This window comes from Prevotella sp. SGI.167 (assembly GCF_050313615.1).
Lineage (GTDB): Bacteria > Bacteroidota > Bacteroidia > Bacteroidales > Bacteroidaceae > Prevotella.
In genome coordinates this window covers 43,615-69,791 of the sequence record NZ_JBNPLT010000012.1, presented here as the reverse complement: position 1 = coordinate 69,791, position 26,177 = coordinate 43,615, and the positions used below count along the sequence as shown (strand labels likewise).

Below are 26,177 nucleotides of genomic sequence, written 5' to 3'. Positions count from 1 at the left end.
TTTACTCCACATAAAGTACCAGTCCCTTCAGATACTCACCCTCCGGGTGATAGATATTGATAGGATGGTCGGCAGGCTGATGCAGCTGGTGCAGGATGCGCACCTTTCTGCCAGCCTGGGCTGCTGCCGTAAAGACGGCATTGCGGAAATTGTCCTTCGTCACCACCTGCGAGCAGCTGAATGTAAACAGGATACCGCCCTTCTTGATGCGCTGCAGTCCCTTCACGTTCAGACGGGTATATCCCTTCAGGGCATTATGCAGGGCTGCACGGTGCTTGGCAAAAGCTGGTGGATCCAGGATGATGAGGTCATACTGCTGGTCGTGGTCATCGAGATACTTGAATGCATCCTCGCAGATAGCCTGATGACGCGCATCGCCAGGAAAGTTCAGGGCGATGTTCTCATTGGTCAGTTCGATGGCCTTGGCACTACTGTCTACGGAATGGACTGCCTTGGCATCACCACGCATGGCATAGACAGAGAATCCGCCGGTATAGCAGAACATGTTGAGCACGCTCTTGCCCTTGGCATAATGCTCCAGCAGCGAACGGTTCTCGCGCTGGTCTACGAAGAAACCGGTCTTCTGACCGCGCAGCCAGTCGATATGGAACTTCAGTCCGTTCTCTACCGCCACGTCGTCGGCATCACCTCCCAGGATGAATCCGTTCTCCTGTCTGAGGTCAGCCTTATATGGCAGGGTTGTCTCGCTCTTGTAGTAGATGTTCTGCAGTTCGTCTCCCATCACCTTCTTCAGTGCCTTGGCTATTTCCATACGGCATACGTGCATGCCCACGCTGTGAGCCTGCATCACGGCAGTAGGTCCGTAGCAGTCGATGACGAGTCCTGACAGGTTATCTCCTTCTCCATGCACCAGACGGTAAGTATTGTTCTCAGGATTCTCGGCGATACCCACAGCCACTCGCATCTTATATGCCGACTCCAGGCGTGAGCACCAGAATTCCTCATTGATTTCTACATCCTTGAAGGAAAGAACGCGCACGGCGATAGAACCGATCTGATAATGACCTACGGCGATGAAATCACCCCCACGTGTAATCACTCTAACGATTTCTCCTTCCTCGATGCCTTCATCCATCGCCTGGATGGCACCGGAGAAAATCCATGGATGAAATCTTTTGAGCGATTCCTCTTTACCTTTCTTCAAATATATGCTCTTATACATATTTATATATATATTGATTAGTTACAATTCAAGTTTCGCGAGTTCAAGAGTTAAAGAAGTTAAAGGAGTTATCGCTCCCTACGGTCGCTGAGGAGTTAAGACAGTAGTCTTTTTGGCGTAGGTTTTAAGCTGCAAGACATACGTCTTAACTCCTTAACTTCCTTAACTCCTTTAACTTCCTGATATGTGAAAGTTCAGTTATTTATTTCCGAATTCTACAGTTCGTCGAGCTCATAATCTCCCTCCTGCTTCAGTCGGAGCAGTTCTTCATAGAGATTGATGCAGCACCAGGCATCCGTGGCAGCATACGCCATCTGCGAGTCCTTCAACTCGCTAGCCTCCCAGTTGCTCAACCGCTGTGCCTTGCTGATTTTCTGATGGAAGAGGTTGGCATAAAGCTTCTGCAGACTCATGTCCTGCAGTCCGAACTTCTTCGCCTCGTCCTGCAGTTCTATGAAATATCCCGGCTTGAACTCAGCCCTCTTATGCAGCTGCAGCAGGTCGTCATGCCATGACAATCCCACCTTGGGCACCGTCTTGTCTTCCAGGAACCGGATGATGGCAGGCGTAATGCCCGTCAGATGCAGACGGAAGAGATAGCAGGTATCACGGGTGCTCACCTGGAGCAGCGAAACCTGGAATCCCCTGCCCTTGCTGAACGAAGGACGGGTCTCCGTATCTACACCTAGAATGGGCTGGCTCAGGAGGAAATTTACGGCTTCTTCCGTGTCTTCAGCCTTGTCAATCAGTACGATTTTACCTGGGAAGAGAATCCTCGGCAAACTGTTTATTGATTTCTTATCGAATTTAGTGAAAATAATCCTCATTACTCATTTTATTCTTTACAATTTGCAAAATTAAAAAAAAAAACTGAGAAAAGAGCGGTTTTTTCATTTATTTTCGCTAATTTTGCAGATAAAATATTCAAAGACAAAAAAAAATGGCTAAAAAAAGAACAGAACGCAAAGCTAAATCTTTTGGCGAAGCTATAGGTTTGCAATATATTTTTAACAATACTATCACCGACTTTTTCCTAGGGCTGGCGCTGATTGGTATTGCTATTGTCACCATCATCGCTATGGTTTCATTTCTCAACACGGGATATGCCGACCAGAGTATACTGGAGAATCTGAAAGCAAGCGAATGGACCAACAACGAGCAGCAGTTCCAGAACTACTGCGGCTCCCTGGGTGCCATCATCTCCTACTGGCTCATAGCCGTGAACTTCGGTTTCCCGGCATTCCTCCTGCCTTGCTACATCATCATGGCTGGCTTGCAGCTCATGAATGCATACAAGGTGAACCTCTGGAAATGGTTCTTCTGCCTGATGATTGTCATGATATGGTCGTCTGTCACTTTCGCCAAGTTCCTCACTCCTATCATGGGTGGACTCATCTTCAATCCCGGCGGAAAGCATGGACTCTTCGTGGTACAGAATCTGGAAAACGTAGTGGGGCCTCCGGGACTTACCGCCATCCTCCTCTTCGTGGCTATCGCCTTCCTCACCTATCTCACGTCTGAGACCATCACCATCATCAGAAAGGCGCTCAACCCTATCGGATATATATCTAATAAGGTGAAGTTCGAGATTACCAACCACGACAACAAGGCAGAAACCAACGCCATCGACGAGGCCTATGCGCATGCTGCCAAGGGGCAGGCCGAGGAACAGCCTGAGGAACAGGAAGAATACAAGGACGATGAGCAACCTACCGTCATCGACCTGGACGTAGCCCCTGACAAGACCTTCTCAGAGCCTGCAAGCCAGGAGAACGGGCAGGCTCAGACCGATGAAACGGCTGATGCTGCCGACAGTCAGGAGAATGCTGCTGAAGAGCAGACCGATGCAGAGACTGCCGGAAAACCACTTTCTTTCCTGGAACAGCAGCGTCAGCTGCGTGCGGCAAGAGCCAAACAGGAAGATGAGGAGACGAAGGCTGCTGCTGCCAGCGAGGCGCTCAACATGGATATCTCCGTGGCTGCCTCTGACGAAAAGGCATCGGGAAATACAGTCAGCAGTGCCGAGGTGCTCAATACGCCTATCAATCCGAAGGAACCGTTTACAAGATACAAATACCCTACCCTCAATCTCCTGAAGAAATATGAGGACGACGGCGTTTCCATCGACGAGGAGGAACAGCGCGCCAACAAGAACAGAATCATCGAGGTGCTCGGCAACTTCGGCGTACAGATCAAGACCATCCGTGCCACCGTGGGTCCTACCATCACCCTCTATGAGATTCAGCCTGCCGAGGGCGTCCGCATCTCCAAGATCAAGAACCTGGAAGATGATATCGCCCTGAGTCTTGCGGCGCTCGGCATCCGTATCATTGCTCCTATCCCTGGCAAGGGTACCATCGGTATCGAGGTGCCTAACGCCAACCCTAAGATTGTGAGCATGGAGAGCACACTGAACTCCAAGAAGTTCCAGGAAACCAAGATGGAGCTGCCTATCGCGCTGGGTAAGACGATTACAAACGAAGTGTTCATGGTAGACCTTGCCAAGATTCCTCACCTGCTCGTTGCCGGTGCTACGGGTCAGGGTAAGTCTGTGGGTCTGAATGCCATCATCACCTCCTTATTATATAAGAAGCACCCTAACGAGCTCAAGCTGGTGCTCATCGACCCTAAGAAGGTGGAGTTCAGCGTTTACTCGCGCATCACCAACAAGTTCATGGCGGCACTGGCTGACGAGGACGAGCCGATCATCACCGATGTAACCAAGGTAGTACGCACCCTCAACAGTCTCTGTGTCCTGATGGATAGCCGCTACGACCTGCTGAAGAAGGCGGGAGCCCGAAACATCAAGGAATACAACCAGAAGTATATCAACCATAAGCTGCGACTGACCGATGGACATGAGTACATGCCATACATCGTAGTCATCATAGATGAGTTTGGTGACCTGATCATGACCGCCGGCAAGGAAGTGGAGCTTCCTATCGCCCGCATCGCCCAGCTGGCACGTGCCGTGGGCATCCACATGATCATCGCCACTCAGCGCCCTACCACCAGCATCATCACCGGTAACATCAAGGCAAACTTCCCTGGCCGCGTAGCCTTCAAGGTGACGTCTGCCATCGACTCGAAGACCATTCTCGACCGCACCGGAGCCAACCAGCTGATAGGTCGTGGTGATATGCTTTATCTCAACGGTCAGGAGCCGGTACGTGTGCAGTGTGCCTTTGTTGATACGCCTGAGATTGAGCGCATCAACGAGTTTATCCAGGAGCAGCCTGGTCCTATTGAGCCGATGGAACTGCCAGAGCCAGCCAACAACGAGGGTGGTCCTTCCGGCGGCACAGTGGACACCAAGAATCTGGATCCGTTCTTCGAGGAGGCAGCCCATGCCATCGTCCTCTCCCAGCAGGGTTCTACCAGCATGATCCAGCGCCGATTCAGCATCGGCTACAACCGTGCCGGACGCCTGATGGACCAGATGGAGGAAGCCGGCATCGTAGGTGCAGCCCAGGGCAGCAAGCCTCGTGAAGTGCTGATACAGGATGAGAATCAGCTCAACAACCTCCTGCTCCAGCTCAGAAACTCATAAAATCATTAAACCTTGAAGCCGTAGAAGCGTCTAATCATCTGAAGGTCGCTTTTACGGCTTCATATACAATTAACATACATCATAAACAGTAAGGATATGAAAAAATTTCTAGCTATCGCTTTCGTAGCGATGATGAGCCTGGGCACTATGGCACAGACCGCCCAGCAGGTTCTCAACAAGACAGCTGCCATCGTGGGCAACAAGAAGGGCGCCAGCGCCAGCTTCAAGTTGTCAAGCCCTAAATATGGTTCCACCAGCGGTTCTATTGCCATCAAGGGCAATAAGTTCAACGCCCGCACGCCGCAGGCTATCGTATGGTATAACGGAAAGACACAGTGGTCGTACATGAAGAAGACCAACGAGGTGAACGTCACCAACCCTACCCAGGCACAGCAGATGTCGATGAATCCATATACCTTCATCAATATCTACAAGACAGGCTACAAGAGCACCCTCAAGACCGTGGGCGGCAACTACCAGGTTCACCTCGTAGCCAACAACCAGAAGCGCACCGTGGCAGAGATGTACATCACCATCAACAAGAAGACCCACGTGCCTTCGCAGGTGAAGATGCGCCAGGGCTCTACCTGGAGCACCATCAATATCTATGGCTTCAAGGCGAAGAACATCGCCAACAGTGCCTTCACCTTCAACAGCAAGGAATTCCCTAATGCAGAGGTCATCGATTTAAGATAATTTGAAAGGGCAGAAGCTCCTAGCCCAGGGCAGCGCCCTGGGTTTAAAATTCAATCAGAAACGACGCCCTGTAAGAGCAAAAGCTTTAAAATAAATAATTAAACTCCAAACTAACATGAAAGATCTTTCGACAATCCTCAAGCAGTTCGACATCAAGGGAACTGTAAGTGAAGTGAAACCCCTCGGTAACGGACTCATCAATGACACCTACAAGGTGACAACCCAGGAAGAAGATGCACCCGACTACGTTCTGCAGCGCATCAACAACGCCATCTTCACCGATGTTGACCTCCTGCAGCGCAACATCGAGGAAGTGACCACCCACATCCGGCAGCAGCTCGAAGCAAAGGGCGCTGACGATATCGACCGCAAGGTACTCACCTTCGTCAAGGCACACGACGGCAAGACCTATGTCAAGGACCAGGACCAGCAGTACTGGCGCATCTCCGTCTTCATCCCTCGTGCCATCACCCAGGAAGCTGTCAACCCGGAAAGTTCCTACTACGCCGGCAAGACCTTCGGCGAGTTCGAGGCACAGCTCACCGACATCACCGACCGCCTCGGCGAAACCATCCCTGATTTCCACAACATGGAACTGCGCCGCGACCAGCTGCGCCAGGCTGTAAAGGAAGACCGTGCCGGACGCGCAGCGGGCGTGAAGGATTTCATCGCAGAGATAGAGAGCTATATGGACGAGATGTGTCTCTGCCTGCGCCTCTTCCGTGAAGGAAAGCTGCAAAAGCACGTCTGCCACTGCGATACAAAGGTGAACAACATGATGTTTGATGAGGAGGGCCGCGTATTGTGCGTCATCGACCTCGATACAGTAATGCCATCCCTCTTCGTGAGCGATTATGGAGATTTCCTCCGTACGGCAGCCAATACCATCGCCGAGGATTCTCCTGAGTTCGGAAAGATAGATTTCCGCATGGACATCTTCGAATCCTTCACCCGTGGCTACGTGGAGTCAGCATCAGCCTTCCTCTCCCCTCTTGAGATTTCCCTCCTGCCTCATGCAGCCGAGCTCTTCCCATACATGCAGGCAGTGCGCTTCCTCTGGGATTACCTCAACGGCGACCACTACTGGAAGTGCAAATATCCTGAGCACAACCTGGTTAGAGCCCAGAACCAGTGGCACCTCTTCCTCAAGGCAAAGGAACATGAGGCTGAAATGAAGGCTTTCATCGAAAAACTCCAGGAAAAACAGTAAAATCGACCCCCGGAAAAGTAAAAATTCAATTAATTCTGTAAAAAGTCCTAAAATTATTTGGATTTTTTACAGAATTATTTTGTTATTAAAAATAAATATATTACCTTTGCACTCAGAAAAATCAACAACAGTAATAAATAAAAAGCATGAAGAAGAAAGAAGCTTACACTAGGTTGGTGGAGAGTGGCGTTCGTCCTTCGGTACAGAGACTAGCCATCATGGATTACCTGATTAAGCATCCTACCCACCCAACAATCGACGATGTGTTCCAGGCTCTTTGCGAGGAGCTTCCAACGTTGAGTCGTACCACAGTTTATAATACACTAAGAATGTTGAGTGAGAAGCATGCTGCCCAGATGATTACTATCGACGACCATCGTGTATGCTATGATGGCAATACCGACAGTCATGTCCATTTCTTCTGCAAGCAATGTGGTAAGATCATCGACCTCTTCGACGAGGAGGCACCATCACTGAAAAGCGACAAGGTGAGCAATGGCAACATCGTACAGGAAGAGCAGCTCTACTATAAGGGCATCTGCGCTGAATGTGCCAAGAAGTTGAATTAACTCATATTATATACAATAACATTTAAAACATTAACATTATGAAGAAGAAGTTTATTTGCACCGTTTGCGGTTACATCTACGAGGGAACAGAGGCACCAGAGAAGTGCCCTATCTGCAAGGCTCCAGCCAGCAAGTTCAAGGAGATGGAGGATGCAGTGGATGAGGATTTGACATTCGCTACAGTTCACGTTCTCGGTCAGGCATATAAGGATGGCGTCAATGAGGAGGTCATCAAGGGTTTGAAGGATCACTTCGCAGGTGAGTGCGGCGAGGTGGGTATGTATCTTGCCATGGCTCGCCAGGCTGACCGTGAGGGTTATCCAGAGATTGCAGAGGCTTACAAGCGTTATGCTTTCGAGGAGGCTGACCACGCATCTCGTTTTGCTGAGTTACTGGGTGAGGTTCTGGGTGATACAAAGAGCAATCTCGAGGCTCGTATCGCTGCTGAGAAGGGTGCATGCGAGGATAAGTTCCGCATTGCCAAGCTCGCTAAGGAGCAGGGTTCTGATGCCATCCACGATACAGTTCACGAAATGGCTAAGGACGAGGCTCGCCACTGCGCTGGCTTCGCTGGTCTCTACAAGAGATATTTCAAGTAAAAGCACCTCCCGTTTTTCATGGGAAATATTGCCCAGGGCAGATTCTTTCTGCTCTGGGCTTTTTTTCATCACCCCACAGATTATTTTTTTCTCACGGATTATTTTTTTAAGTCCCACTGATTGTTTTTTTTAAGTCCCACTGATTTCACAGATTTACACAGATTTTATTATCCCATTACTGAATCTACTTTAAAAAGTCAATACTGCGTTAAATTAATATTTAATCGTCTGTAAATCAATAACTTATATTAAGAAATGCATATGAAAACGTAACTATAAAAAGTTGGTCAAGTCGCTGAATTTCAGTAACTTTGCAAATCACGACAAACGCAAAATTATATGAATACAGGACTTGACCAATATATGGATATCTTTAAAGATGCAGTTGAAGATTCGGCTGCAAAGTTAACAAAAAGTTTCGAGAAAATACTCATCGAGGTGATAATTTTGTTCATGGTAATACCAAGAAAGATAAATTTCACCCAAATGGGGAGGTATGGCTCGCATGTTGAGCAAACCTATCGCAACGCATTCGGCTTAAAAAAGTCGAAAAGCATTGACTGGCTCAAACTTAATGTATCACTTGCCAAGCGCTTCTTTGGTAAACAGGGAAGATGGGCTATTGCCATTGATCCCAGCTACATCAGCAAAGCTGGCAAGAAGACTCCACATATCGGTCGTTTTTGGTCGGGATGTGCACAGTCTGTTAAACATGGTCTCGAAATCATGGGTATTGGCCTCATTGATATTGATACCTTGTTTCGACGTCAAGGCATGGCTGGCGCAGGAATCCATTATCTGATGGTTGCACCGAAATACTTTACGAACTTAATCTTCTTTCCATCCATGCGGACTGGCTTTTTCCAGTCACCACCCAGAATGAGGATGGTAGTCTTCTTGCCTGCCGGAATGGCATCTACCGCTTCCTGAAGCGTAAAGAAATCACCTCTACCCTCCTGGGATACCACATGGTCGAAATGACGGACGTGTTTCTTGAGTGCCGGAACCTGCTTGCCTATTTCATCAGCCAAAGCGTTGGCTACGATGCGAGCTCCATAGATATTATAATGTGTATTGTCTTTCTTGCCAGCGGGAACCTGCGGGTTCACGCCTGGCAAGAACCACATGTGAAGCTTGCGGCTGCCCTCGATGCCCATGCTGGTCTCGATGTCGTGGGTAACCTTGGTAGCATCAACGAAAGGAACATTCAATGCCTTTGCCACATGACGAGGCGCTACCACATAGGCGCCATGCGTATCTATCAGGGTATCGCTGTTGATGAGCTCCTTGCCGTCATACTTCTTGTTGCGCAGTTTCTCATCATCATCATTCTTCAGTTCCTCAGAATAATAGCAACGGCGTACTACGGCATTGAAAAGTACCGGAATGCCGCCCTTGGCACGGGTCTCGTTCACGTACTTGGCGAGATTGGCATCAAAGGTGGAACCCGGATCGGTATGACGGTCTGGCTTCGGCTTTTCGTCGTTATGTCCGAACTGGATGAAGACATAATCGCCCGGCTTGATCTTGTCCAATACCTTCTGCCAGCGGCCCTCGTTGAGGAAGCTCAGGGAAGAGCGACCGTTGACGGCATGATTGTCTACGATGATCCTGTCATCGAAACAACCCTGCAAAACCATACCCCAGCCACGCTCAGGACTCGTCTTGTAATTGCCCTTCTCGGCTGCGGTAGAATCACCAATCACAAAGATGGTGGTGGTCTTCGTGCTGGATGTCATCAACAAAGCCAACAGGAAGACACATAAAATAGCCTTTATTTTCTTCATTGTTTTTGTAGTTTAAGAATTTGTCATTACAGAATAAAAAAACTCGCCCTGCCATACCATATATTCACATACATCAGCATGAGAGGACGAGACCTATATATAAACAACTAAATTCTTATTTCTTTACAGCAGCAATCAGCTCCTCGGTAGAAACCAGGGTCTGTTCACCGCTTTCCATATTCTTCAATGTAACCTTGCCCTGAGCCATCTCGTTTTCGCCTGCAAGCACCACAAACGGAATGTTCTTGGCATTGGCATAGCTCATCTGCTTCTTCATCTTCGCCTTATCAGGGAAAATCTCTGTACGGATACCGGCTGCACGGGCTGCACTGATGACAGGCAGGCAGTAGGCAGTCTCCTTCTCACCGAAATTGATGAAGAGCACCTGGGTGGTATTCACCGCCTCCTTAGGATAGAGATCGAGGGCATTCAGCACATCATAGATGCGGTCGGCACCGAAACTGATACCTACACCACTCAAGCCTGGAAGACCGAAGATGCCGGTAAGGTTGTCATAACGGCCACCACCGGTGATACTGCCCATAGGAGTATCGAGCGCCTTCACCTCGAAGATGGCTCCAGTATAATAGTTCAAGCCACGAGCCAGGGTAAGGTCGAGTTCTATCTCGTTCTTCAGACCTACAGCCTTCAAGGTATCGAGGATAAACTTGGTTTCCTCTACTCCCTTCAAGCCCACCTCCGAGCCTTCGAGAACATTAGAAATTACTTCAAGCTTCTCATCGTTTGTGCCTGACAGAGAGATGATTGGCTGCAACTTCTCTATCGCTTCTTCAGAGATACCATCCTGACGAAGTTCCTCGTTTACATTGTCGAGACCAATCTTGTCGAGCTTGTCGATAGCCACGGTGATGTCTACAATCTTCTCTGCCTCGCCGATAACCTCAGCGATACCAGTCAGAATCTTGCGGTTGTTGATCTTGATGCATACGCGCACGCCAAACTTGGTGAAGACGGTATCCACAATCTGCATCAGCTCTACCTCGTTGAGAAGAGAATCAGAGCCAACCACATCGGCATCACACTGATAGAACTCACGGTAACGACCCTTCTGAGGGCGGTCAGCACGCCATACAGGCTGAATCTGATAGCGCTTGAAAGGCATCTGGAGTTCTTCACGATGCTGGACTACGTAACGGGCAAAAGGTACAGTCAAGTCGTAGCGAAGTCCCTTTTCGCAGAGCTTGGCAGCCAACTTGAGCGATCCGAGCGAATGAATGTCCTCATCGCTCACCTTATTCATATAGTCTCCTGAATTCAAAATCTTAAAGAGCAGCTTGTCGCCCTCCTCGCCATATTTTCCCATCAATGTCTGAAGGGTCTCCATGGCAGGAGTCTCAATCTGCTGGAATCCGTAAAGGGCATATACGTCCTTGATGGTATTGAAGATGTAATTGCGCTTCGCCATCTCTACAGGACCAAAATCTCTCGTGCCCTTTGGTATACTTGGTTTCTGAGCCATGTTGTATTAATTAATAATGTATAATTAAGAATTAAGAATGAAATTCATGGTCTGAAACATGAATCCATTCTTAATTCTTATTCTTTTATTTTTAAATCTTGATTATTTACGTACAATAGTCTGAGCACGGTCTGGACCGATTGAGATGATGCCAATCTTGGTCTCGAGGAACTCCTCTACGAATGCAATGTAGTCCTTGAACTCCTGTGGGAACTGATTCTCAGAAGTGAACTGGGTCATATCTGTCTTCCAGCCCTTGAACTCCTTGTATACAGGCTCTACATCATCGATTTCGTATGGGAAATCGGTGGTAACAGAACCGTCCTTCAACTTATATGCCACGCAGGCCTTGATAGTATCGAAGCCATCGAGCACGTCGCTCTTCATCATGATGAGCTCGGTAACACCGTTCACCATCACAGAATACTTGAGCTGTACGAGGTCGCACCAGCCGCAACGACGCTCACGTCCGGTAACAGCACCATACTCATGACCGAGATCACGGATCTTGACACCTGTCTCGTCGAAGAGCTCTGTAGGGAATGGACCTGCACCAACACGAGTACAATAAGCCTTCATGATACCATAGACATTGCCGATGCGGTTAGGACCGATACCCAGACCGATGCAGGCACCAGCACAGATGGTATTGGAAGAAGTAACGAAAGGATAAGAACCGAAGTCAACATCGAGCATAGTACCCTGAGCACCCTCGCAGAGGATATCCTTGCCGGAACGAAGCACCTTGTTGATTTCCACCTCGCTATCGATGAGCTTGAACTGCTTCAAGTATTCAATGCCCTCCATCCAGGTCTTCTCAACCTCTGTGATATCGAAGTCGGTATAACCGAGGCTTGCGATGGTCTTGAGATGAGCAGCCTTATGAGCAGCATACTTCTCCTCGAAATTGTCGAGGATATCGCCTACACGGAGACCGGTACGGCTCACCTTATCTGTATAAGTAGGACCGATACCCTTACCGGTAGTACCCACCTTGTTCTTACCCTTAGAAGCCTCGATAGCAGCATCGAGCACACGATGAGTAGGCATGATGAGATGAGCCTTCTTCGAGATGAAGAGACGACTCTTGAGGTCGTGACCGCTCTTCTCCAAATCCTTAGCTTCACCCATGAAGAGGTCTGGAGCCAAGACTACGCCATTACCAATGATGTTCACCTTACCACCCTGGAAAATACCAGAAGGGATAGAGCGGAGCACATACTTCTCGCCTTCGAACTCGAGGGTATGACCTGCGTTAGGACCACCCTGGAAACGAGCAATGACATCATACTTAGGGGTCAACACGTCAACCACCTTACCTTTACCTTCATCGCCCCACTGCAAACCCAGTAGGACATCTACTTTACCTGTGTTCATTTTATTTTAATATAAAATTATTTAGACTTTTCGTTCTTGTTGTTGCGGAGTCGCGTAATCTTTGCCTGACAGATGCTGCATACACCATAGATGTAGAGCACGAAGGCGTCCTTGCGGAACCGCTGCAATCTGGTCTCGTTGATGGCTGCCGTCACCAGGGGTGCCTGCACCTCAGTAACTCTTCCGCATACGGTGCATACCTGATGCACGTGGTTCTCGTTGCTGGAACTGGCCTCGTACTTGGTTCCATCCACCAGACTATGTCTCACCACCAATCTCAACTCCAGGAAGAGATGGATGGTATTATAGAGCGTGGCTCTGCTCACTCTGAAATTCTTCCTTTCCAGAGCAGCACCCAGCTCCTCTAATGTAAAATGTCCTCTCATGCTGAAGACAGCATCAAGGATGGCATATCTTTCCGGGGTCTTACGATGCAGGTTTGACTCCAGATACTGGTCCAGGATTTCTCTTGCCTGGGCTTTCATTTTTTCACTCATATTTCTTCGTTAGTTACATAAAACGCACAAAGATAGTCATAATTTATGATATGAGGAAAAATCAAATTTTAAAAAATCTAAATTGCCGTACATTCTTTCACTTTTGCGCCTTTTCAGCTTTCATTCCGGCGATTTCAGCGACAAATCCGCTTACAATCATACGTATTACATCCTGGCTATTTCTTCATAGATGCGCTGTACGGGAAGGCCCATTACATTGAAATAGCTGCCCTTCAATCCAGTGCATCCGATATAGCCAATCCATTCCTGAATGCCATAGGCTCCTGCCTTGTCGAAAGGCTTGTAATGCGAGATGTAATATCTGATTTCTGCATCACTGAGCTGCTTGAACGTTACCTCGGTAGTAACCGAGAAATGGCGCTGCTGACTGCGGGTAGTCAGACATACGCCCGTTACCACATGATGGGTCTTGCCGCTCAGCATCCGTAGCATGCGCACGGCATCCTCCTCATCCTTCGGTTTTCCGAGAATTACGCCCTTTCCCTCCTGATCGTTCTGCTCGTCAGCAGTTGGGGCAATCACAACGGTATCAGAAGTAAGAATGAGCGTCTGGGCTGCATCCTCACCCTGTTCTTCTGAAGCTTTTCCAGAAGGTTCTTCATCCAGAAGGCTCCGATAAGCCTCTGCCTTCTTACTGGAAATATATTCTGCCACCTCATAGGCATCAAGAGATTCAGGATAGCTCTCATCAATGCCCTTGATAACCTTTACCTCGAAAGGAATATCCAATCCGGCCAGCAGTTCCCTGCGGCGTGGCGAATTACTCGCCAAAATGATCTTATAATTCATCTTACTTTGAACTTGGAACTTTGAACTTGGAACTTTGAACTTTATGATTAGTAAAGCTATTGAATTGGCTTTCCCTTTCGGCCGCCGAACGTTGTTTCTTCACTTAAATTCCCTCTTCACTTACATTACCACCCAAAGGCCTTGGCGCTGGAAAGCCAATGGCCCTTGGCACGAAGCACCTGCTCTACAATATCCCTGCCCACTCCTTCGCCACCATTGGCTGAAGAGATGTAGCGGGAAATAGACTTGATATCCGAACAGGCATCAGCAGGACAACATGGACATCCGCAACGGCGCATGACCTCATAATCAGGAATATCATCTCCTACATAGATAATCTCCTCATCCGAAAGCTGATACTTCACCAGGAACTCATCGTAGGTATGAATCTTCACGGCACATCCCATGAAAATATCCTCTAAGCCCAAACCTTCATAACGCTTGCGTATCGCCTCGGTGGTACCACCCGTGAGAATGGCTATGCGCAATCCCATCTTCTGTGCCAACTGAATGGCATAGCCGTCCTTGATGTTAACCGTGCGAAGCGGTTCGCCAGAACTGGCCAGCGTAATGGTCTGTCTAGACAACACGCCATCCACATCAAAAATAACGGCCTTTATCTTATCTAAATCGTAATTTATCATACTTTGAACTTGGAACTTTATGATTAGTAAAGCTATTGAACTCTTCACTTAAACGGTGGATATTCATGCTCATTCTGTCATAGATATCCTTCACCAGCGGATTATTCTTGAGAAGCTGACTCTGCGCCCTGATTACATTCTCATCATATCTTACCGCCGGACCGGTCTGCGCATCCTTCGGTAACATCTGATGCACCTTGGCTGCCGTCTCGTCAATCAGCGGAAGCATCACATCGAACGGAATACCATGCTTCTCAAGAAGCTCGGCACTGATGGCATAACAATGATTCACAAAATTGCAGGCAAAGACGGCAGAGAGATGCAGATACTTGCGAGCCTCACTCGACAAACGGTAAACCCGATGGCTCAACTGAGAAGCCAACGCCTCGATGGCATCTGTCTCCTCTTCGCCCGAACCCTCTATAAAACAAGGAATCTCTTCGAAGGAGACACGCTTCTGCCTGGAGAACGTCTGCATAGGATAAAACACACCGTAATGGCGGGCCATACCCTGGAAAACATCTATGGAAACAGAACCTGCGGTATGAAGGAACAGCTTGTCTTCCCTGCCCCTGCAAAGCTGAGGAATAAGCACTGGAAGCGCATCGTCCTTCACGGAAAGTATATAGACATCAGCATCGGCTCTCACCTGGGAAATATCGGTGACAGCAGCCCCGCCTGCAATCGTTGCCAAAGTCTGCGCCGATTGCATCGTCCTACTATAAACCTGTAAAATATCGTGACCGGCATCGGTTAAAGCCACAGCCAAACTGGTGGCTAAATTGCCAGCACCTATCATAATTATCTTCATAATGTGCAAAAATACTAAAAATAAGTCATACTTTTGATAAAAGATTTGCATTTTTATGATTAATTTATTATTTTTGCATAAAACAGCAGAAAGAGAAAGATATGAATGATTTCAGCATCAGGATATATACAGAAAGCAATGAGTTGCCCGAACTCCTGGAAGGCAACTTCTTTCACAGCAAAACACTGTTCCTGATAGAGGAACAGACACCCAAAGACACCCCTTACATGGCCGTAGCAACCAGAGACGGCGAAGTAAGAGGACAGCTGCTCGTCATCGTACGCAGACGAGGTTCGCTCTTTCCACCTTATTTATATACGCACGCACATGCGCATGGGGAAGGATGCTATGCGGACGAGACAGAGACAGAAACCCTCTTTCCACTGCTGCTGAAGGCCATCACCCTGAAGCTTCGCCACCGCCTCTGCTTCTACATCGAATTTTCGGACATGAAGAAGAAAATGTTCGGCTATCGCTTCTTCCGCAGACTGGGCTACTTCCCTATCGCCTGGCAGGAAATACACCATTCGCTCCACAGCAAGGCACCGGAAAGCAGACTCTCTGCCAAGATGGCAAACATAGTAGAGCGCATGACGGCAAAGGGAGTGGAAAACCACGAAGCCACATCGGCTCAGGACATCGCCCTCTTCTACCGGATGCTCAAGAATTTCTATCGGTTAAAGCTGAGAAGATTCGTCCCAGCTAAGGAGTTTTTCATGCACTTTGCAGGAAACCCCGAGAGCAGAATCTTCGTTACCACATACAAGGGGAAAGTGATAGGAGGCTGTGCCTGCGTCTTCTTCCAGGGCAATGCCTACCTTCTTTATGCAGTGGGCAAGCGCAAGAGCCGCCTCCATCTGCATCCAGAAGCCATGACCATCTGGTATGCCCTGAAGTATGCCCATGAGCACGGCTACGCCCATTTCCGCTTCATGGATGCGGGTTTACCCTGGAAGCAGAATCTATACAGGGAATTCCTCCTCAACTTCGGTGGCAAACCCGTAACAAGCTACAGATGGTTCAGATTCTATACCCGAATCATCAACAAAATTTTATATTGGATTTACAAACAGTAATAGACTGGGCTTTCGCATAGGGGGAAGTTAAGGGAAGTTAGAGGAAGCCCCTAGAGGGGCTGCAGCTTTACAGACCAGCCAAAGCCCTATCCAGCGCCATGAGTCCACGCTCGGTACAGAAGCCCCTGATAACCGTAAGCACATAATTATCAAAAAGTTCCTGCATCGAATAAGTGCGATAAAGCTGACGGTGCATGATTTCTTCCATGGTAACATGCCCCACTTCAGACAACACCTCATAATTGAGATTAGGGCGGAACAGTCCCTCCTTCACACCTGCAGCAAAAAACTTGCTTCTCTCCTCACACTCCTTAGAATGATACTCGCGCATGAATTCCACAACACGGGGAATCTTATGGATCTCCTCATAGAAAACCACTCCCACCTGCTCATTGCGACGCATCTGCAGCTTATACACATAACTGATGATATCAATCACATTGCGGGCTTGCGTATTGGCAAACTCTTCCAGCGACTGCAGTTCTTTCGCCTGCTGCATCTTCATGCCGGCAAGAAGAAGCTCCTCCTTGTCACCGAATATTTCATAAACAGTGCGCTTAGATACATGAAGTCCGCGAGAGATTTCATCCATCTTAACCGCTTTTACGCCTCGTTTGTAAAACTCAGCCATGGCATAGTCTATGATTTTATTTCTCAGCTCTTGTCTGTATTGATTAATTTCTGCCATATCTATATGTCAATTTATATGCTTTGTGGACTTATTTTTGTGCAAAGATACAAAAAAAAATAAAAAACCATTCGTTTTTACTAAGTTTTTTATTACCTTTGCAAAAACTTTTAGAAATCGCTGCTTAAAAGCACGAATCTGTAAGAAAATAAAACTTCAAACCAATATATTATTATGGTAAAAATCACAAAAGAGGCGGCTCTTCTGTATCATGAGAATGGCCGTCCTGGTAAGATTGAGGTAAAGCCAACAAAACCTTACCACACACAGACAGACCTGAGCCTTGCTTACTCTCCAGGCGTAGCATTCCCTTGCCTCGAGATTCAGCAAAACCCAGATGACGCATACAAGTATACTGACAAGGGTAACTTGGTAGCAGTAATTAGTAACGGAACTGCCGTGCTCGGTCTCGGCGACATTGGCGCCATGAGCGGAAAGCCAGTTATGGAAGGCAAGGGATTGCTTTTCAAGATTTATGGCGGCATCGACGTTTTCGATATCGAAGTGGCTGAAAAAGACCCTGAGAAATTCTGCGAAACCGTAGAACGTATTGCTCCTACATTTGGTGGTATCAACCTGGAGGACATCAAGGCACCTCAGTGCTTCTATATAGAGGAGCGCCTGAAGAAGAACCTTGACATCCCTGTCATGCACGATGACCAGCACGGTACTGCAATCATCTCTGCTGCCGGTTTGAAGAACGCTCTCGAAGTGGCCGGCAAGGACATCAAGAACGTAAAGATCGTCGTAAACGGTGCAGGTGCTGCTGCTATCAGCTGTACAAAACTCTATGTTGCTCTCGGTGCACAGATCAAGAACATCGTGATGCTCGACTCTAAGGGCGTTATCACAAGCGACCGTGAGAACCTGACCGAGCAGAAGAAGATGTTTGCTACCGACCGCCGCGACATCCATACCCTGGAAGAGGCTGTAAAGGGTGCTGACGTATTCGTTGGATTGAGCAAGGGCAATGTACTGACTCAGGATATGGTTCGCTCTATGGCTGACAGTCCTGTAGTATTCGCCTTGGCTAACCCTGTTCCTGAAATCAGCTACGAGGATGCCATGGCTAGCCGCCCAGACGTACTGATGTCTACCGGCCGTTCAGACTATCCTAACCAGATTAATAATGTAATTGGTTTCCCATACATCTTCCGTGGTGCGCTCGACGTTCACGCACGCGCCATCAACGAAGAGATGAAGATGGCTGCCGTTCATGCTATCGCTGATTTGGCAAAGCAGCCTGTACCTGATGTAGTGAATGATGTTTACCACGTAAACGACCTTTCATTCGGTCCTAAGTACTTCATTCCAAAGCCAGTTGACCCACGTTTGATTACTGAGGTTTCTGCAGCAGTAGCCAAGGCTGCTATGGACAGTGGCGTTGCACGTACTCCTATCACAGACTGGGAGCAGTACAAGCAGCAGTTGCGCCAGTTGCTCGGTCAGGAGACCAAGCTTACCCGCAAGCTCCACGACACAGCTCGCCTTCACCCACAGCGCGTAGTATTCGCAGAGGGCGGTAACCCTACCATGCTGAAGGCTGCCGTGCAGGCTAAGAGCGAGGGTATCTGCCAGCCTATCCTGTTGGGTAACCCAGATCGTCTGAACCGTGTGGCTAACCGCCTGAAGCTCGACCTCTCTGACATCGAAATCGTAGATATGCGTGCAGACAAAGAGCAGGGTCGCCGTGCCAAGTTCGCCAAGCACCTGGCTGAGAAGCGTGCTCGTGAGGGCTACAGCTTCGAAGAGGCTTACGACAAGATGTATGAGCGCAACTACTTCGGTATGTCTATGGTTGAGCAGGGTGATGCTGATGCTTTCATCACTGGTCTCTATACTAAATACAGCAATACCATCAAGGTGGCTAAGGACGTTATCGGTATCCGTGACGAATACAAGACATTCGGTACCATGCACATCCTCAACACCCAGAAGGGCGTATACTACATTGCAGATACATTGATTAACCGTCACCCTGACGAGGATGTCCTGACCGACATCGCCAAGTTGTCTGCCGGAACAGTGAAGTTCTTCAACGAGGAGCCTATCATGGCCATGTTGAGCTACTCTAACTTCGGTACCGACAACGTAGGTTCTCCTGTCAAGGTAAAGAAGGCTGTTGCTGAAATGCAGAAGGAATTCCCTGAACTTGCCATTGACGGTGAGATGCAGGTGAACTACGCTCTCAACAAGGATCTCCGCGATGAGAAGTATCCATTCTCTCGTCTCAAGGGCAAGGATGTCAACACATTGGTATTCCCTAACCTGAGCAGTGCCAACGGTGCTTACAAGCTCCTCCAGGCATTGAATCCTGAGGCTGAAATCATCGGTCCTATCCAGATGGGTCTTAACAAGCCTATCCACTTCACCGATTCTGAGAGCAGCGTTCAGGACATCGTTAACATTACTGCAGTAGCAGTGATCGATGCTTACGTAGAAAAGATTAAGCAACAGAAATAAAAGGATTTTTTCCGTATTCTCTTTACATCTAGCGAAATGATTTTTAGAGAGTACAACAACTGGGCTGGGACGTGATGTTTCGGCCTTTTTTTTATTATCTTTTATCAGTTTTTAGTTAAAGAATTTTAATAAACATTATTGTGTCCCCACACGCCACATTCCTTTATAAAATACTGCTCAAATAATTTGGTAATATTAAAAAAAATGTATACCTTTGCAGCAGTTATCCTGAAAACAATCTTTTTACCTTAAGGAAAACTAATACCTATTGAAGATTTGGAGCGGTAGCCTGTGAAGGTCATCGCTTTTTTTATGCCCAAAAATGAAGACGATCGCAATATGACATAAACAAATAAAGGCTGCAATGTTCATCACATTGCAGCCTTATATTTTATATCTGAACCTTTCAGATTATCCGAAGTTATCATACATGATGCTCTCAGGATCAACTCCCAGAGAATCCAGATAATCTGTAACGGTCTTGATCAGCATTGGAGGTCCGCAGAGATAGTACTCGCAATCCTCTGGTGCCTCGTGATCCTTCAAGTAGGTATCACGGATGCAGTTAACAGCAAAGCCCTCGTAGTACTTCACGCCCTGAGCATCTGCCACTGGGTCCTTGCGGTCCAATGAAAGATGGAAGTGGAAGTTAGGGAATTCCTGCTCAAGCTCCCAGAAGTCCTCAAGGAAGAATGCCTCACCCAATGCACGCGCTCCGTAGAAGAAGTGAAGCTCACGATCTGTGGTGTGCAGGGTCTTGGTCATGTGCATGATCTGAGCACGCAATGGAGCCATACCGGCACCACCACCAATCCAGATCATCTCCTTGCCTGATGTGAAATTAGGATGGAAGTCGCCGTAAGGACCACTCATCATTACCTTGTCGCCTGGTTTCAGAGAGAAGATGTAAGAAGAAGCGATACCTGTAGGTACGTTCTGGAATCCTACCTGTGGACGTGGCAAGAATGGAGTTGTGGCGATACGGACAGTAAGAGTGATGATATCACCCTCGTCTGGATAGTTCGCCATAGAGTAAGCACGAACGGTAGGCTCTGGATTGTGAGCCTTGAGAGAGAAGATATTGAACTTCTTCCATGCTCCGATGTACTCCTCGCCAATGAGATCCTTGTCGAAGTCCTTGTCGTAATCGATGCAGTCGTATGCAGGAATCTTGATCTGAGCGTAAGAACCCGGAACGAAGTCCATGTGCTCGCCTGGAGGCAGAGCCACCTTGAACTCCTTGATAAATGATGAAACGTTCTTGTTGGAGATAACCTCGCACTCCCACTCTTTCACGCCCATCACGCTCTCAGGCACCTTGATCTTCAGGTCGCCCTTCACCTTGCACTGGCATCCCAGACGCCAGTGGTCCTTAATCTGCTTGCGGGTGAAGTGAGGCTTCTCGGAATCGAGAATCTCGCCGCCGCCCTCGAGCACCTGAACCTTACACTGGCCACAGCTTGCCTTACCGCCGCAGGCAGAAGGCAGGAAGATGCCGTTCTCATTCAGCGTAGTCATCAAACTGCTGCCCTGAGGCACGTTGATGGTCTTGTCGCCATTGATTTCGATATTTACATTTCCGCTAGGGCTCAGATACTTCTTAGCCACGAGCAGGATGATAACCAGCAGGAGAATCACCACGAGGAAAACTCCGATACTAGCCAATATAAATGATGTATTACCCATATTTTTATACTTTGAAATTTGAACTTTGAACATTGAACTTTATGATATGCTTTGTATTGAACCTATACCCATCTCAGCTCGTATATGAGAGATAAGAAAAGGTAATCATAAAGTTCAAATTTCAAAGTTCAATGTTCAATGTTATTAAATTTTCAAGCCTGAGAAGCAAAGCATAGCCATTGCCATGAGGCCTACTGTGATAAATGTGATGCCGAGTCCCTGCAGTGGCTTTGGCACGTCGCAATACTGCATCTTCTCGCGGATGGCTCCCATCAGAACGATGGCGAGAGTCCAACCCAAACCGGAACCTACGGCATAAACGATGCTATCCCATACAGAGGTGATAGCCTGAGTATTGGTAGGCTCCATCAGGATGCGCTGCTGCATGAAGAGCGATGCACCCATGATGGCACAGTTTACGGCAATCAATGGCAGGAAGATACCCAGCGCTGCATAGAGCGATGGTGAGAACTTCTCTACAATCATCTCTACCAGCTGCACGATGCCGGCGATGACGGCGATGAAGAGGATGAAGCTCAGGTAAGTGAGGTCAACACCCAGAATGCCATCGGCGCTGAGCACCTTGGTCTGCAACAGGTAATCTACAGGCACGGTGATGAGCAACACGAAGGTTACTGCCAAGCCCAAGCCCAAAGAGGTCTTCACGTTCTTGGATACTGCCAAGTATGAACACATACCCAGGAAGTAGGCGAAGATCATGTTATCGACGAAAATCGAACGGAAAAACAAACTTATTGCGTGCTCCATCTTACTTCTCCTCCTTATAAATATAGGCACGATGTACCCAGATTACACATCCAACGAGGATCAATGCCATGGCTGGCATGGTCATCATACCGTTGTTAACATATCCAAAGCTGTAAGCTCCCTCTGGAATCAGCTGGAAACCGAGCAGAGAACCACGGCCCAAAAACTCACGCACTGCACCCACAATCACGAGGATGAGGGCGTAACCCAAACCATTACCTACACCATCGAGGAATGAAGGCCAAGGCTTGTTCATCATGGCGAATGCCTCCAAACGACCCATCAGGATACAGTTGGTGATGATCAGACCCACATACACTGAGAGCTGCACGCTCACGTCGTAGGCAAAAGCCTTCAACACCTGGCTCACGATGGTAACCAGGGCAGCAACGACCACCAGCTGGACGATGATACGGATGCGCTGAGGGATGGTGTTGCGGATGATGGAAATAATCACGTTAGAGAATGCCGTGATGATAGTAACGGCAAGTCCCATCACAATGGCTGGCTTCAGCTGGGAAGTAACAGCCAGGGCACTACAGATACCAAGCACCTGGACGAGGACAGGGTTGTCGCCGTTCAGTGGCTTGATGAATGCCTCCTTATTTTGTTTACTAAATAATGCCATATTATTTACTTTGAATTTTGAATTTTGAACATTGAACTTTATGATATGTATATATTTCTCTAAACTTCATCTAAGCTCGAAAGCTAATCATAAAGTTCAAATTTCAATGTTCAACGTTCAATGTTATTTAATGAATTTAGCAAGACCTTCCTTGAGCATGGCATCCACACCGTCGGATGTCAATGTAGCACCGGTAACGGCATCCACATTGTTTGGGTCGCCGGCAGGAGCGTCTTTCTCAACGCCCAGAGCGATGCCCTCTACTCCATCCTTGTGAATCTTCTTGCCCTGGAACTTCTGCTGCCACTTCAGGTTGTCCTTGATTTCAGCACCCAGTCCGGCTGTCTCGCCTTCGTGGTTGAAATATACGCCATAGATGGTGTTGTTGTCGGCATCAACGGCGATGAAGCCTGAAATGCCACCCCAAAGACCCATACCCTTCACGGAATATACGGTCTTCTTCTGACCATCAATCTCGCACTCGTAATACTTCATGCCGTCCTTCTCCTTCTCGTCCTTCACCACCTCTTTATATTTGGCAGCCGCAGTAGCGTTGTCAAGGTCGCGCAGGTTGAGGGAGTTCAGAATCTGCTTCTGAGTATCAAGAGCCACGTTGGCATCCTGTGTTGCCTTCAGCGAAGAAGACACGAACGCGAGCAGGAATGCCACGATTACCACGATGATAACCGAATAGATAATAGTATAGCTATTTGAATTTGTCTTCATATCTACATTCCTCCTACATTATTTAATAGCACGTTTAGCACGGCGAGAGATGTTGCTCTGAACTACACAGTAGTCGATGAGTGGAGCAAACATGTTGCCGAAGAAGATAGCGAGCATCATACCCTCTGGATAACCTGGGTTCATCACACGTACGATAACGGCGATGGCACCGATGAAGAATCCGTAGAAGTACTTACCTTTCTCTGTACGGGCAGAGGTTACAGGGTCGGTAGCCATGAACACGGCACCGAAGCAGAAACCACCCAGCACGATGTGCTCATACCAAGCGATAGGTGTCATACCGAGAGCCTGGAAGATAAGCGCCATCACGATGCCGCCTGCGAATACGCTGCCCATGGTCTTCCATGATGCGATGCCTGTCCAGAGAAGGATGATGGCACCGATGGCGATGGCGATGATTGAAGTCTCACCGATACAGCCAGGAATGAAACCGATGATAGAATCGCAGAGACTAGCTGAAGGCATGCTGCCCTGAGCCAGCTGACCGAGAGGAGTAGCAGCAGTAAAGCCATCAGGCAGGGTGTTACCCAAACCGAAGATAGCATCCTTAGCCACCCAGACCTTATCACCACTCATAGCCAATGGATATGAGAAGAAGAGGAACATACGGGCACCCACAGCCACATTGAAGATGTTCATACCTGTACCACCGAAGATTTCCTTGCAGAAGATGACTGCGAAGGCGCACGCCAGAGCGAGCATCCACAGCGGTGTAGAGATAGGAATGATCAATGGGATGATGATACCGCTGACGAGGTAACCCTCCTGGATTTCCTCATGCTTCCACTGAGCCCAGGCAAACTCGATGCCGAGACCCACGATGTAGCTAACCAGCAACTTAGGAAGGACAGCCAGGAATCCGAAGCCGAAGACCTCGATGAAGCTGGTAGCATCCAGTGTACCTGCAGCCTTGAAATTCTGGTATCCCACATTATACATACCGAAGAGCAAAGCAGGAATCAGGGCGATTACCACAAAGCTCATGATGCGCTTCGAGTCGATTGAATCGTGGATGCTGGCTCCGCTCTTCGCTGTCGTATTTGGCACGTACAGGAAGCTCTCAAAACCGTCAAACACGCTCTCGAAGGCATGCAGCTTACCTCCCTCTTGGAAGTTAGGCTTTATCTTATTGAGATAATTTCTTAATGCACTCATTATTTTAATAATTAACAGTACTAAAAACTAAGCATTCTCCTTGCGCAGGGTGTTCAAGCCCTCACGTACTATCTTCTGCAATTCGAGCTTAGAGCTATCCACGAACTCAGCTACCGCAAAGTCCTCAGGACTAATCTCGTAGATACCGAGCTGCTCCTGCTTGTCGATATCGCCTGCGATGATTGCCTTGATGAGATACTCACCGAAGATGTCCATAGGGAGAACCTGGTCGTACTCGCCGCTCATAATCATATGGCGCTCGCCACCCTTGATGCGGGCATCGAGATTGTACTCCTTCTTCTTGCCGAAGAGCCAGGAGAGATAAGAACGCGATGTAGAGAACTGGTTGGTGCGTGGAAGAATCCAGCCCAGCATCTCGTCGCAGTCGTCACCCTCTGGGATGGCTGTGATCTCTGATGTGTGTCCGCCTACAAAATCTGCCACGGTGGTCTTGGTACCGGTCAATGGATTACCATTGATAAGACGTACATGTTCTGTAGCCTTCAACTGATTACCAACAAAAGTACTCAGCGGTGTACCAACCAAAACATCAGCATAACCCGGTTTCTTCATTTCGCTACCAGCAACAGCAACCACCTTGTGAAGGTTAACCTTGCCAGTAAGGAACAAACGACCAAAGAAAATAACTGATGCAGGATCAACGGTCCAAACCACCTCACCCTTATTAACAGGATCGATGTTGTTCACCTGAACACCCACATTACCTGCAGGACAAGGACCATCAAACACATTCACCTCTACATTCTTGGCGCCAGTCAAAGCAGCACTCTGCTGCTGAGCACCAATACCGAGATAAGTTTTCGCAATCTTGCTCAAAGCTGTCAAACCTGCCTGGAAAGCATCCTCGTTGCCAGCGAGTTCCACCTCAAAGTCGGAAGCCAAAGGCATGTCTCGAAGTGCAGACACGAAAATCGCCTTAGGCTCTGTACCAGGTGTGGTTGACACAGCATAAGGCAACTGGTTGATGTAACCGAACAGACCAGCCTCAAGCAATGCCTGCTTAACAGCTTCGCCATCCAATGCATCCACATTCTTAGCACCAAAATCCGTAGAGGTCTGCACAGCGTCGGCTTTCACCTTTACGCATAGCACCTTGCGGCGCTCACCTCGCTCAATGGCAGTGACTTCACCGCTCACTGGTGAGGCAAACTTCACCTCTGGGCAAGCCTTGTTCACAAACAAGGCGTCTCCGGCGTTGACATGGTCACCTTCGCGTACGACAACCTTAGGAGTAACGCCCTCGAAAGCAGCAGGTACCAGCGCATATTCGCTAGCCTGAGCCACAGGAACAGTTACATCCTTGGAAGCCTTACCCGTAAGGTTTATGTCCAAGCCTTTACGTAACTTAATTACATTTGCCATAACTACATTTAAATTTATAAAAATACTTTATATTCTAATTCTAAACCGTTTTCTACATATTATTTCAGAAACTTCATTCTAAAGTTGCCGTTATTTTTCTTCTATAAATTAGTCAAAACATTCAAATATTGGTGCAAAAATAGTGAAAATTTGTGAGATATGGAAGAAAAATCTGCGAATTATTCGAATATTCGCTAAAAATAGAGTACTTTTGCACTAAAATTTAATGATTATGCAATAAGCAAAAGAGAAATTGACACTTGCAGTTTACAAAAATGAGTCAGTAGCTCAACATTAATTAAGATTTATAAACTAGAAAATTTATCAGCTCTGAAACGCATTAAACATATTATCATAGGCATTGTCTGGA

Annotated in this window: 23 protein-coding genes; 7 read left to right on the top strand and 16 right to left on the bottom strand. The window is 47.9% G+C overall.

Annotated features, from left to right (window positions below; genetic code table 11):
* Position 1 precedes the first annotated feature (1 nt).
* Both ACQRBJ_RS08045 and ACQRBJ_RS08040 read right to left on the bottom strand, forming a co-directional pair.
* The gene (locus tag ACQRBJ_RS08045) at positions 2 to 1,183 is read right to left on the bottom strand and encodes a class I SAM-dependent rRNA methyltransferase (protein ID WP_294967516.1); all 1,182 of its coding nucleotides are present in this window, start codon (positions 1,181 to 1,183) and stop codon (positions 2 to 4) included.
* A 215-nt stretch (positions 1,184 to 1,398) separates the two neighbouring features.
* The gene (locus ACQRBJ_RS08040; RefSeq protein ID WP_264949997.1) at positions 1,399 to 2,010 is read right to left on the bottom strand and encodes a 3'-5' exonuclease; all 612 of its coding nucleotides are present in this window, start codon (positions 2,008 to 2,010) and stop codon (positions 1,399 to 1,401) included.
* A 113-nt stretch (positions 2,011 to 2,123) separates the two neighbouring features.
* Between ACQRBJ_RS08040 and ACQRBJ_RS08035 the strand changes: the two genes are divergently transcribed.
* The 5 genes from ACQRBJ_RS08035 (at position 2,124) to ACQRBJ_RS08015 (ending at position 7,807) form a co-directional block, all read left to right on the top strand.
* On the top strand, positions 2,124 to 4,733 hold the full coding sequence (locus ACQRBJ_RS08035; protein WP_445303298.1) for a DNA translocase FtsK 4TM domain-containing protein: 2,610 nt from the start codon (positions 2,124 to 2,126) through the stop codon (positions 4,731 to 4,733).
* Positions 4,734 to 4,829: 96 nt separating this feature from the next.
* A complete protein-coding gene (locus tag ACQRBJ_RS08030; RefSeq protein ID WP_294967511.1) occupies positions 4,830 to 5,429 on the top strand; it encodes a LolA-like putative outer membrane lipoprotein chaperone in 600 nt (199 codons plus the stop codon).
* Between the two features lie 115 nt (positions 5,430 to 5,544).
* Positions 5,545 to 6,639 carry an aminoglycoside phosphotransferase family protein gene (locus ACQRBJ_RS08025; protein WP_294967509.1) on the top strand — a complete coding sequence of 365 codons (1,095 nt, stop codon included), beginning with the start codon at positions 5,545 to 5,547 and terminating at the stop codon, positions 6,637 to 6,639.
* Positions 6,640 to 6,785: 146 nt separating this feature from the next.
* Positions 6,786 to 7,208 (top strand): Fur family transcriptional regulator, encoded by a 423-nt coding sequence (locus ACQRBJ_RS08020; RefSeq protein WP_445303297.1) that lies wholly within the window; start codon positions 6,786 to 6,788, stop codon positions 7,206 to 7,208.
* 38 nt (positions 7,209 to 7,246) lie between these two features.
* Positions 7,247 to 7,807: an NADH peroxidase gene (locus tag ACQRBJ_RS08015; protein WP_218416366.1), complete on the top strand. Its 561-nt coding sequence runs from the start codon at positions 7,247 to 7,249 to the stop codon at positions 7,805 to 7,807.
* Positions 7,808 to 8,601: 794 nt separating this feature from the next.
* On the opposite strand, the gene ACQRBJ_RS08010 is transcribed toward ACQRBJ_RS08015, so the two are convergent.
* From ACQRBJ_RS08010 to ACQRBJ_RS07980, 7 genes are all read right to left on the bottom strand, one after another.
* Positions 8,602 to 9,594, bottom strand: coding sequence for a GDSL-type esterase/lipase family protein (locus ACQRBJ_RS08010; protein ID WP_295346890.1), 993 nt, complete (start codon positions 9,592 to 9,594; stop codon positions 8,602 to 8,604).
* Between the two features lie 115 nt (positions 9,595 to 9,709).
* Complete coding sequence (hisS, locus tag ACQRBJ_RS08005; protein WP_441937318.1) at positions 9,710 to 11,074, bottom strand: histidine--tRNA ligase; 1,365 nt, start codon at positions 11,072 to 11,074, stop codon at positions 9,710 to 9,712.
* A gap of 102 nt (positions 11,075 to 11,176) precedes the next feature.
* Positions 11,177 to 12,451, bottom strand: coding sequence for an adenylosuccinate synthase (locus tag ACQRBJ_RS08000; RefSeq protein ID WP_445303296.1), 1,275 nt, complete (start codon positions 12,449 to 12,451; stop codon positions 11,177 to 11,179).
* Positions 12,452 to 12,468: 17 nt separating this feature from the next.
* The gene (locus ACQRBJ_RS07995) at positions 12,469 to 12,948 is read right to left on the bottom strand and encodes a Fur family transcriptional regulator (RefSeq protein WP_217759839.1); all 480 of its coding nucleotides are present in this window, start codon (positions 12,946 to 12,948) and stop codon (positions 12,469 to 12,471) included.
* 165 nt (positions 12,949 to 13,113) lie between these two features.
* Positions 13,114 to 13,758 carry a Maf-like protein gene (locus ACQRBJ_RS07990; protein WP_294967499.1) on the bottom strand — a complete coding sequence of 215 codons (645 nt, stop codon included), beginning with the start codon at positions 13,756 to 13,758 and terminating at the stop codon, positions 13,114 to 13,116.
* Positions 13,759 to 13,883: 125 nt separating this feature from the next.
* Positions 13,884 to 14,402, bottom strand: coding sequence for an HAD-IIIA family hydrolase (locus tag ACQRBJ_RS07985; protein WP_295346894.1), 519 nt, complete (start codon positions 14,400 to 14,402; stop codon positions 13,884 to 13,886).
* On the bottom strand, positions 14,380 to 15,213 hold the full coding sequence (locus ACQRBJ_RS07980; RefSeq protein WP_295346895.1) for a Rossmann-like and DUF2520 domain-containing protein: 834 nt from the start codon (positions 15,211 to 15,213) through the stop codon (positions 14,380 to 14,382). Before ACQRBJ_RS07980 ends, ACQRBJ_RS07985 begins: the two co-directional genes overlap by 23 nt.
* Positions 15,214 to 15,314: 101 nt before the next feature.
* On the opposite strand from ACQRBJ_RS07980, the gene ACQRBJ_RS07975 reads away from it, so the two are divergent.
* A complete protein-coding gene (locus ACQRBJ_RS07975; RefSeq protein ID WP_294968207.1) occupies positions 15,315 to 16,289 on the top strand; it encodes a GNAT family N-acetyltransferase in 975 nt (324 codons plus the stop codon).
* Between the two features lie 67 nt (positions 16,290 to 16,356).
* Here ACQRBJ_RS07975 and ACQRBJ_RS07970 read toward each other — a convergent pair whose 3' ends face one another.
* A complete protein-coding gene (locus ACQRBJ_RS07970) occupies positions 16,357 to 16,977 on the bottom strand; it encodes a TetR/AcrR family transcriptional regulator (protein WP_295346896.1) in 621 nt (206 codons plus the stop codon).
* Positions 16,978 to 17,151: 174 nt separating this feature from the next.
* Between ACQRBJ_RS07970 and ACQRBJ_RS07965 the strand changes: the two genes are divergently transcribed.
* On the top strand, positions 17,152 to 19,440 hold the full coding sequence (locus tag ACQRBJ_RS07965) for an NADP-dependent malic enzyme (RefSeq protein WP_445303295.1): 2,289 nt from the start codon (positions 17,152 to 17,154) through the stop codon (positions 19,438 to 19,440).
* A gap of 411 nt (positions 19,441 to 19,851) precedes the next feature.
* On the opposite strand, the gene nqrF is transcribed toward ACQRBJ_RS07965, so the two are convergent.
* From nqrF to ACQRBJ_RS07935, 6 genes are all read right to left on the bottom strand, one after another.
* Positions 19,852 to 21,126 (bottom strand): NADH:ubiquinone reductase (Na(+)-transporting) subunit F, encoded by a 1,275-nt coding sequence (gene nqrF, locus ACQRBJ_RS07960; RefSeq protein ID WP_445303294.1) that lies wholly within the window; start codon positions 21,124 to 21,126, stop codon positions 19,852 to 19,854.
* A 144-nt stretch (positions 21,127 to 21,270) separates the two neighbouring features.
* Positions 21,271 to 21,894, bottom strand: a complete 624-nt coding sequence (nqrE, locus tag ACQRBJ_RS07955) for an NADH:ubiquinone reductase (Na(+)-transporting) subunit E (protein WP_006848996.1) — start codon at positions 21,892 to 21,894, stop codon at positions 21,271 to 21,273.
* Position 21,895: 1 nt separating this feature from the next.
* Entirely contained in the window at positions 21,896 to 22,522 is a 627-nt protein-coding gene (locus tag ACQRBJ_RS07950) for an NADH:ubiquinone reductase (Na(+)-transporting) subunit D (RefSeq protein ID WP_441932000.1), read from the bottom strand.
* 123 nt (positions 22,523 to 22,645) lie between these two features.
* On the bottom strand, positions 22,646 to 23,248 hold the full coding sequence (locus ACQRBJ_RS07945) for an FMN-binding protein (RefSeq protein ID WP_089542478.1): 603 nt from the start codon (positions 23,246 to 23,248) through the stop codon (positions 22,646 to 22,648).
* Positions 23,249 to 23,266: 18 nt separating this feature from the next.
* Positions 23,267 to 24,424: an NADH:ubiquinone reductase (Na(+)-transporting) subunit B gene (locus ACQRBJ_RS07940; protein ID WP_295347422.1), complete on the bottom strand. Its 1,158-nt coding sequence runs from the start codon at positions 24,422 to 24,424 to the stop codon at positions 23,267 to 23,269.
* A gap of 27 nt (positions 24,425 to 24,451) precedes the next feature.
* Entirely contained in the window at positions 24,452 to 25,807 is a 1,356-nt protein-coding gene (locus ACQRBJ_RS07935) for a Na(+)-translocating NADH-quinone reductase subunit A (protein ID WP_294968191.1), read from the bottom strand.
* Between the last annotated feature and the right edge of the window lie 370 nt (positions 25,808 to 26,177).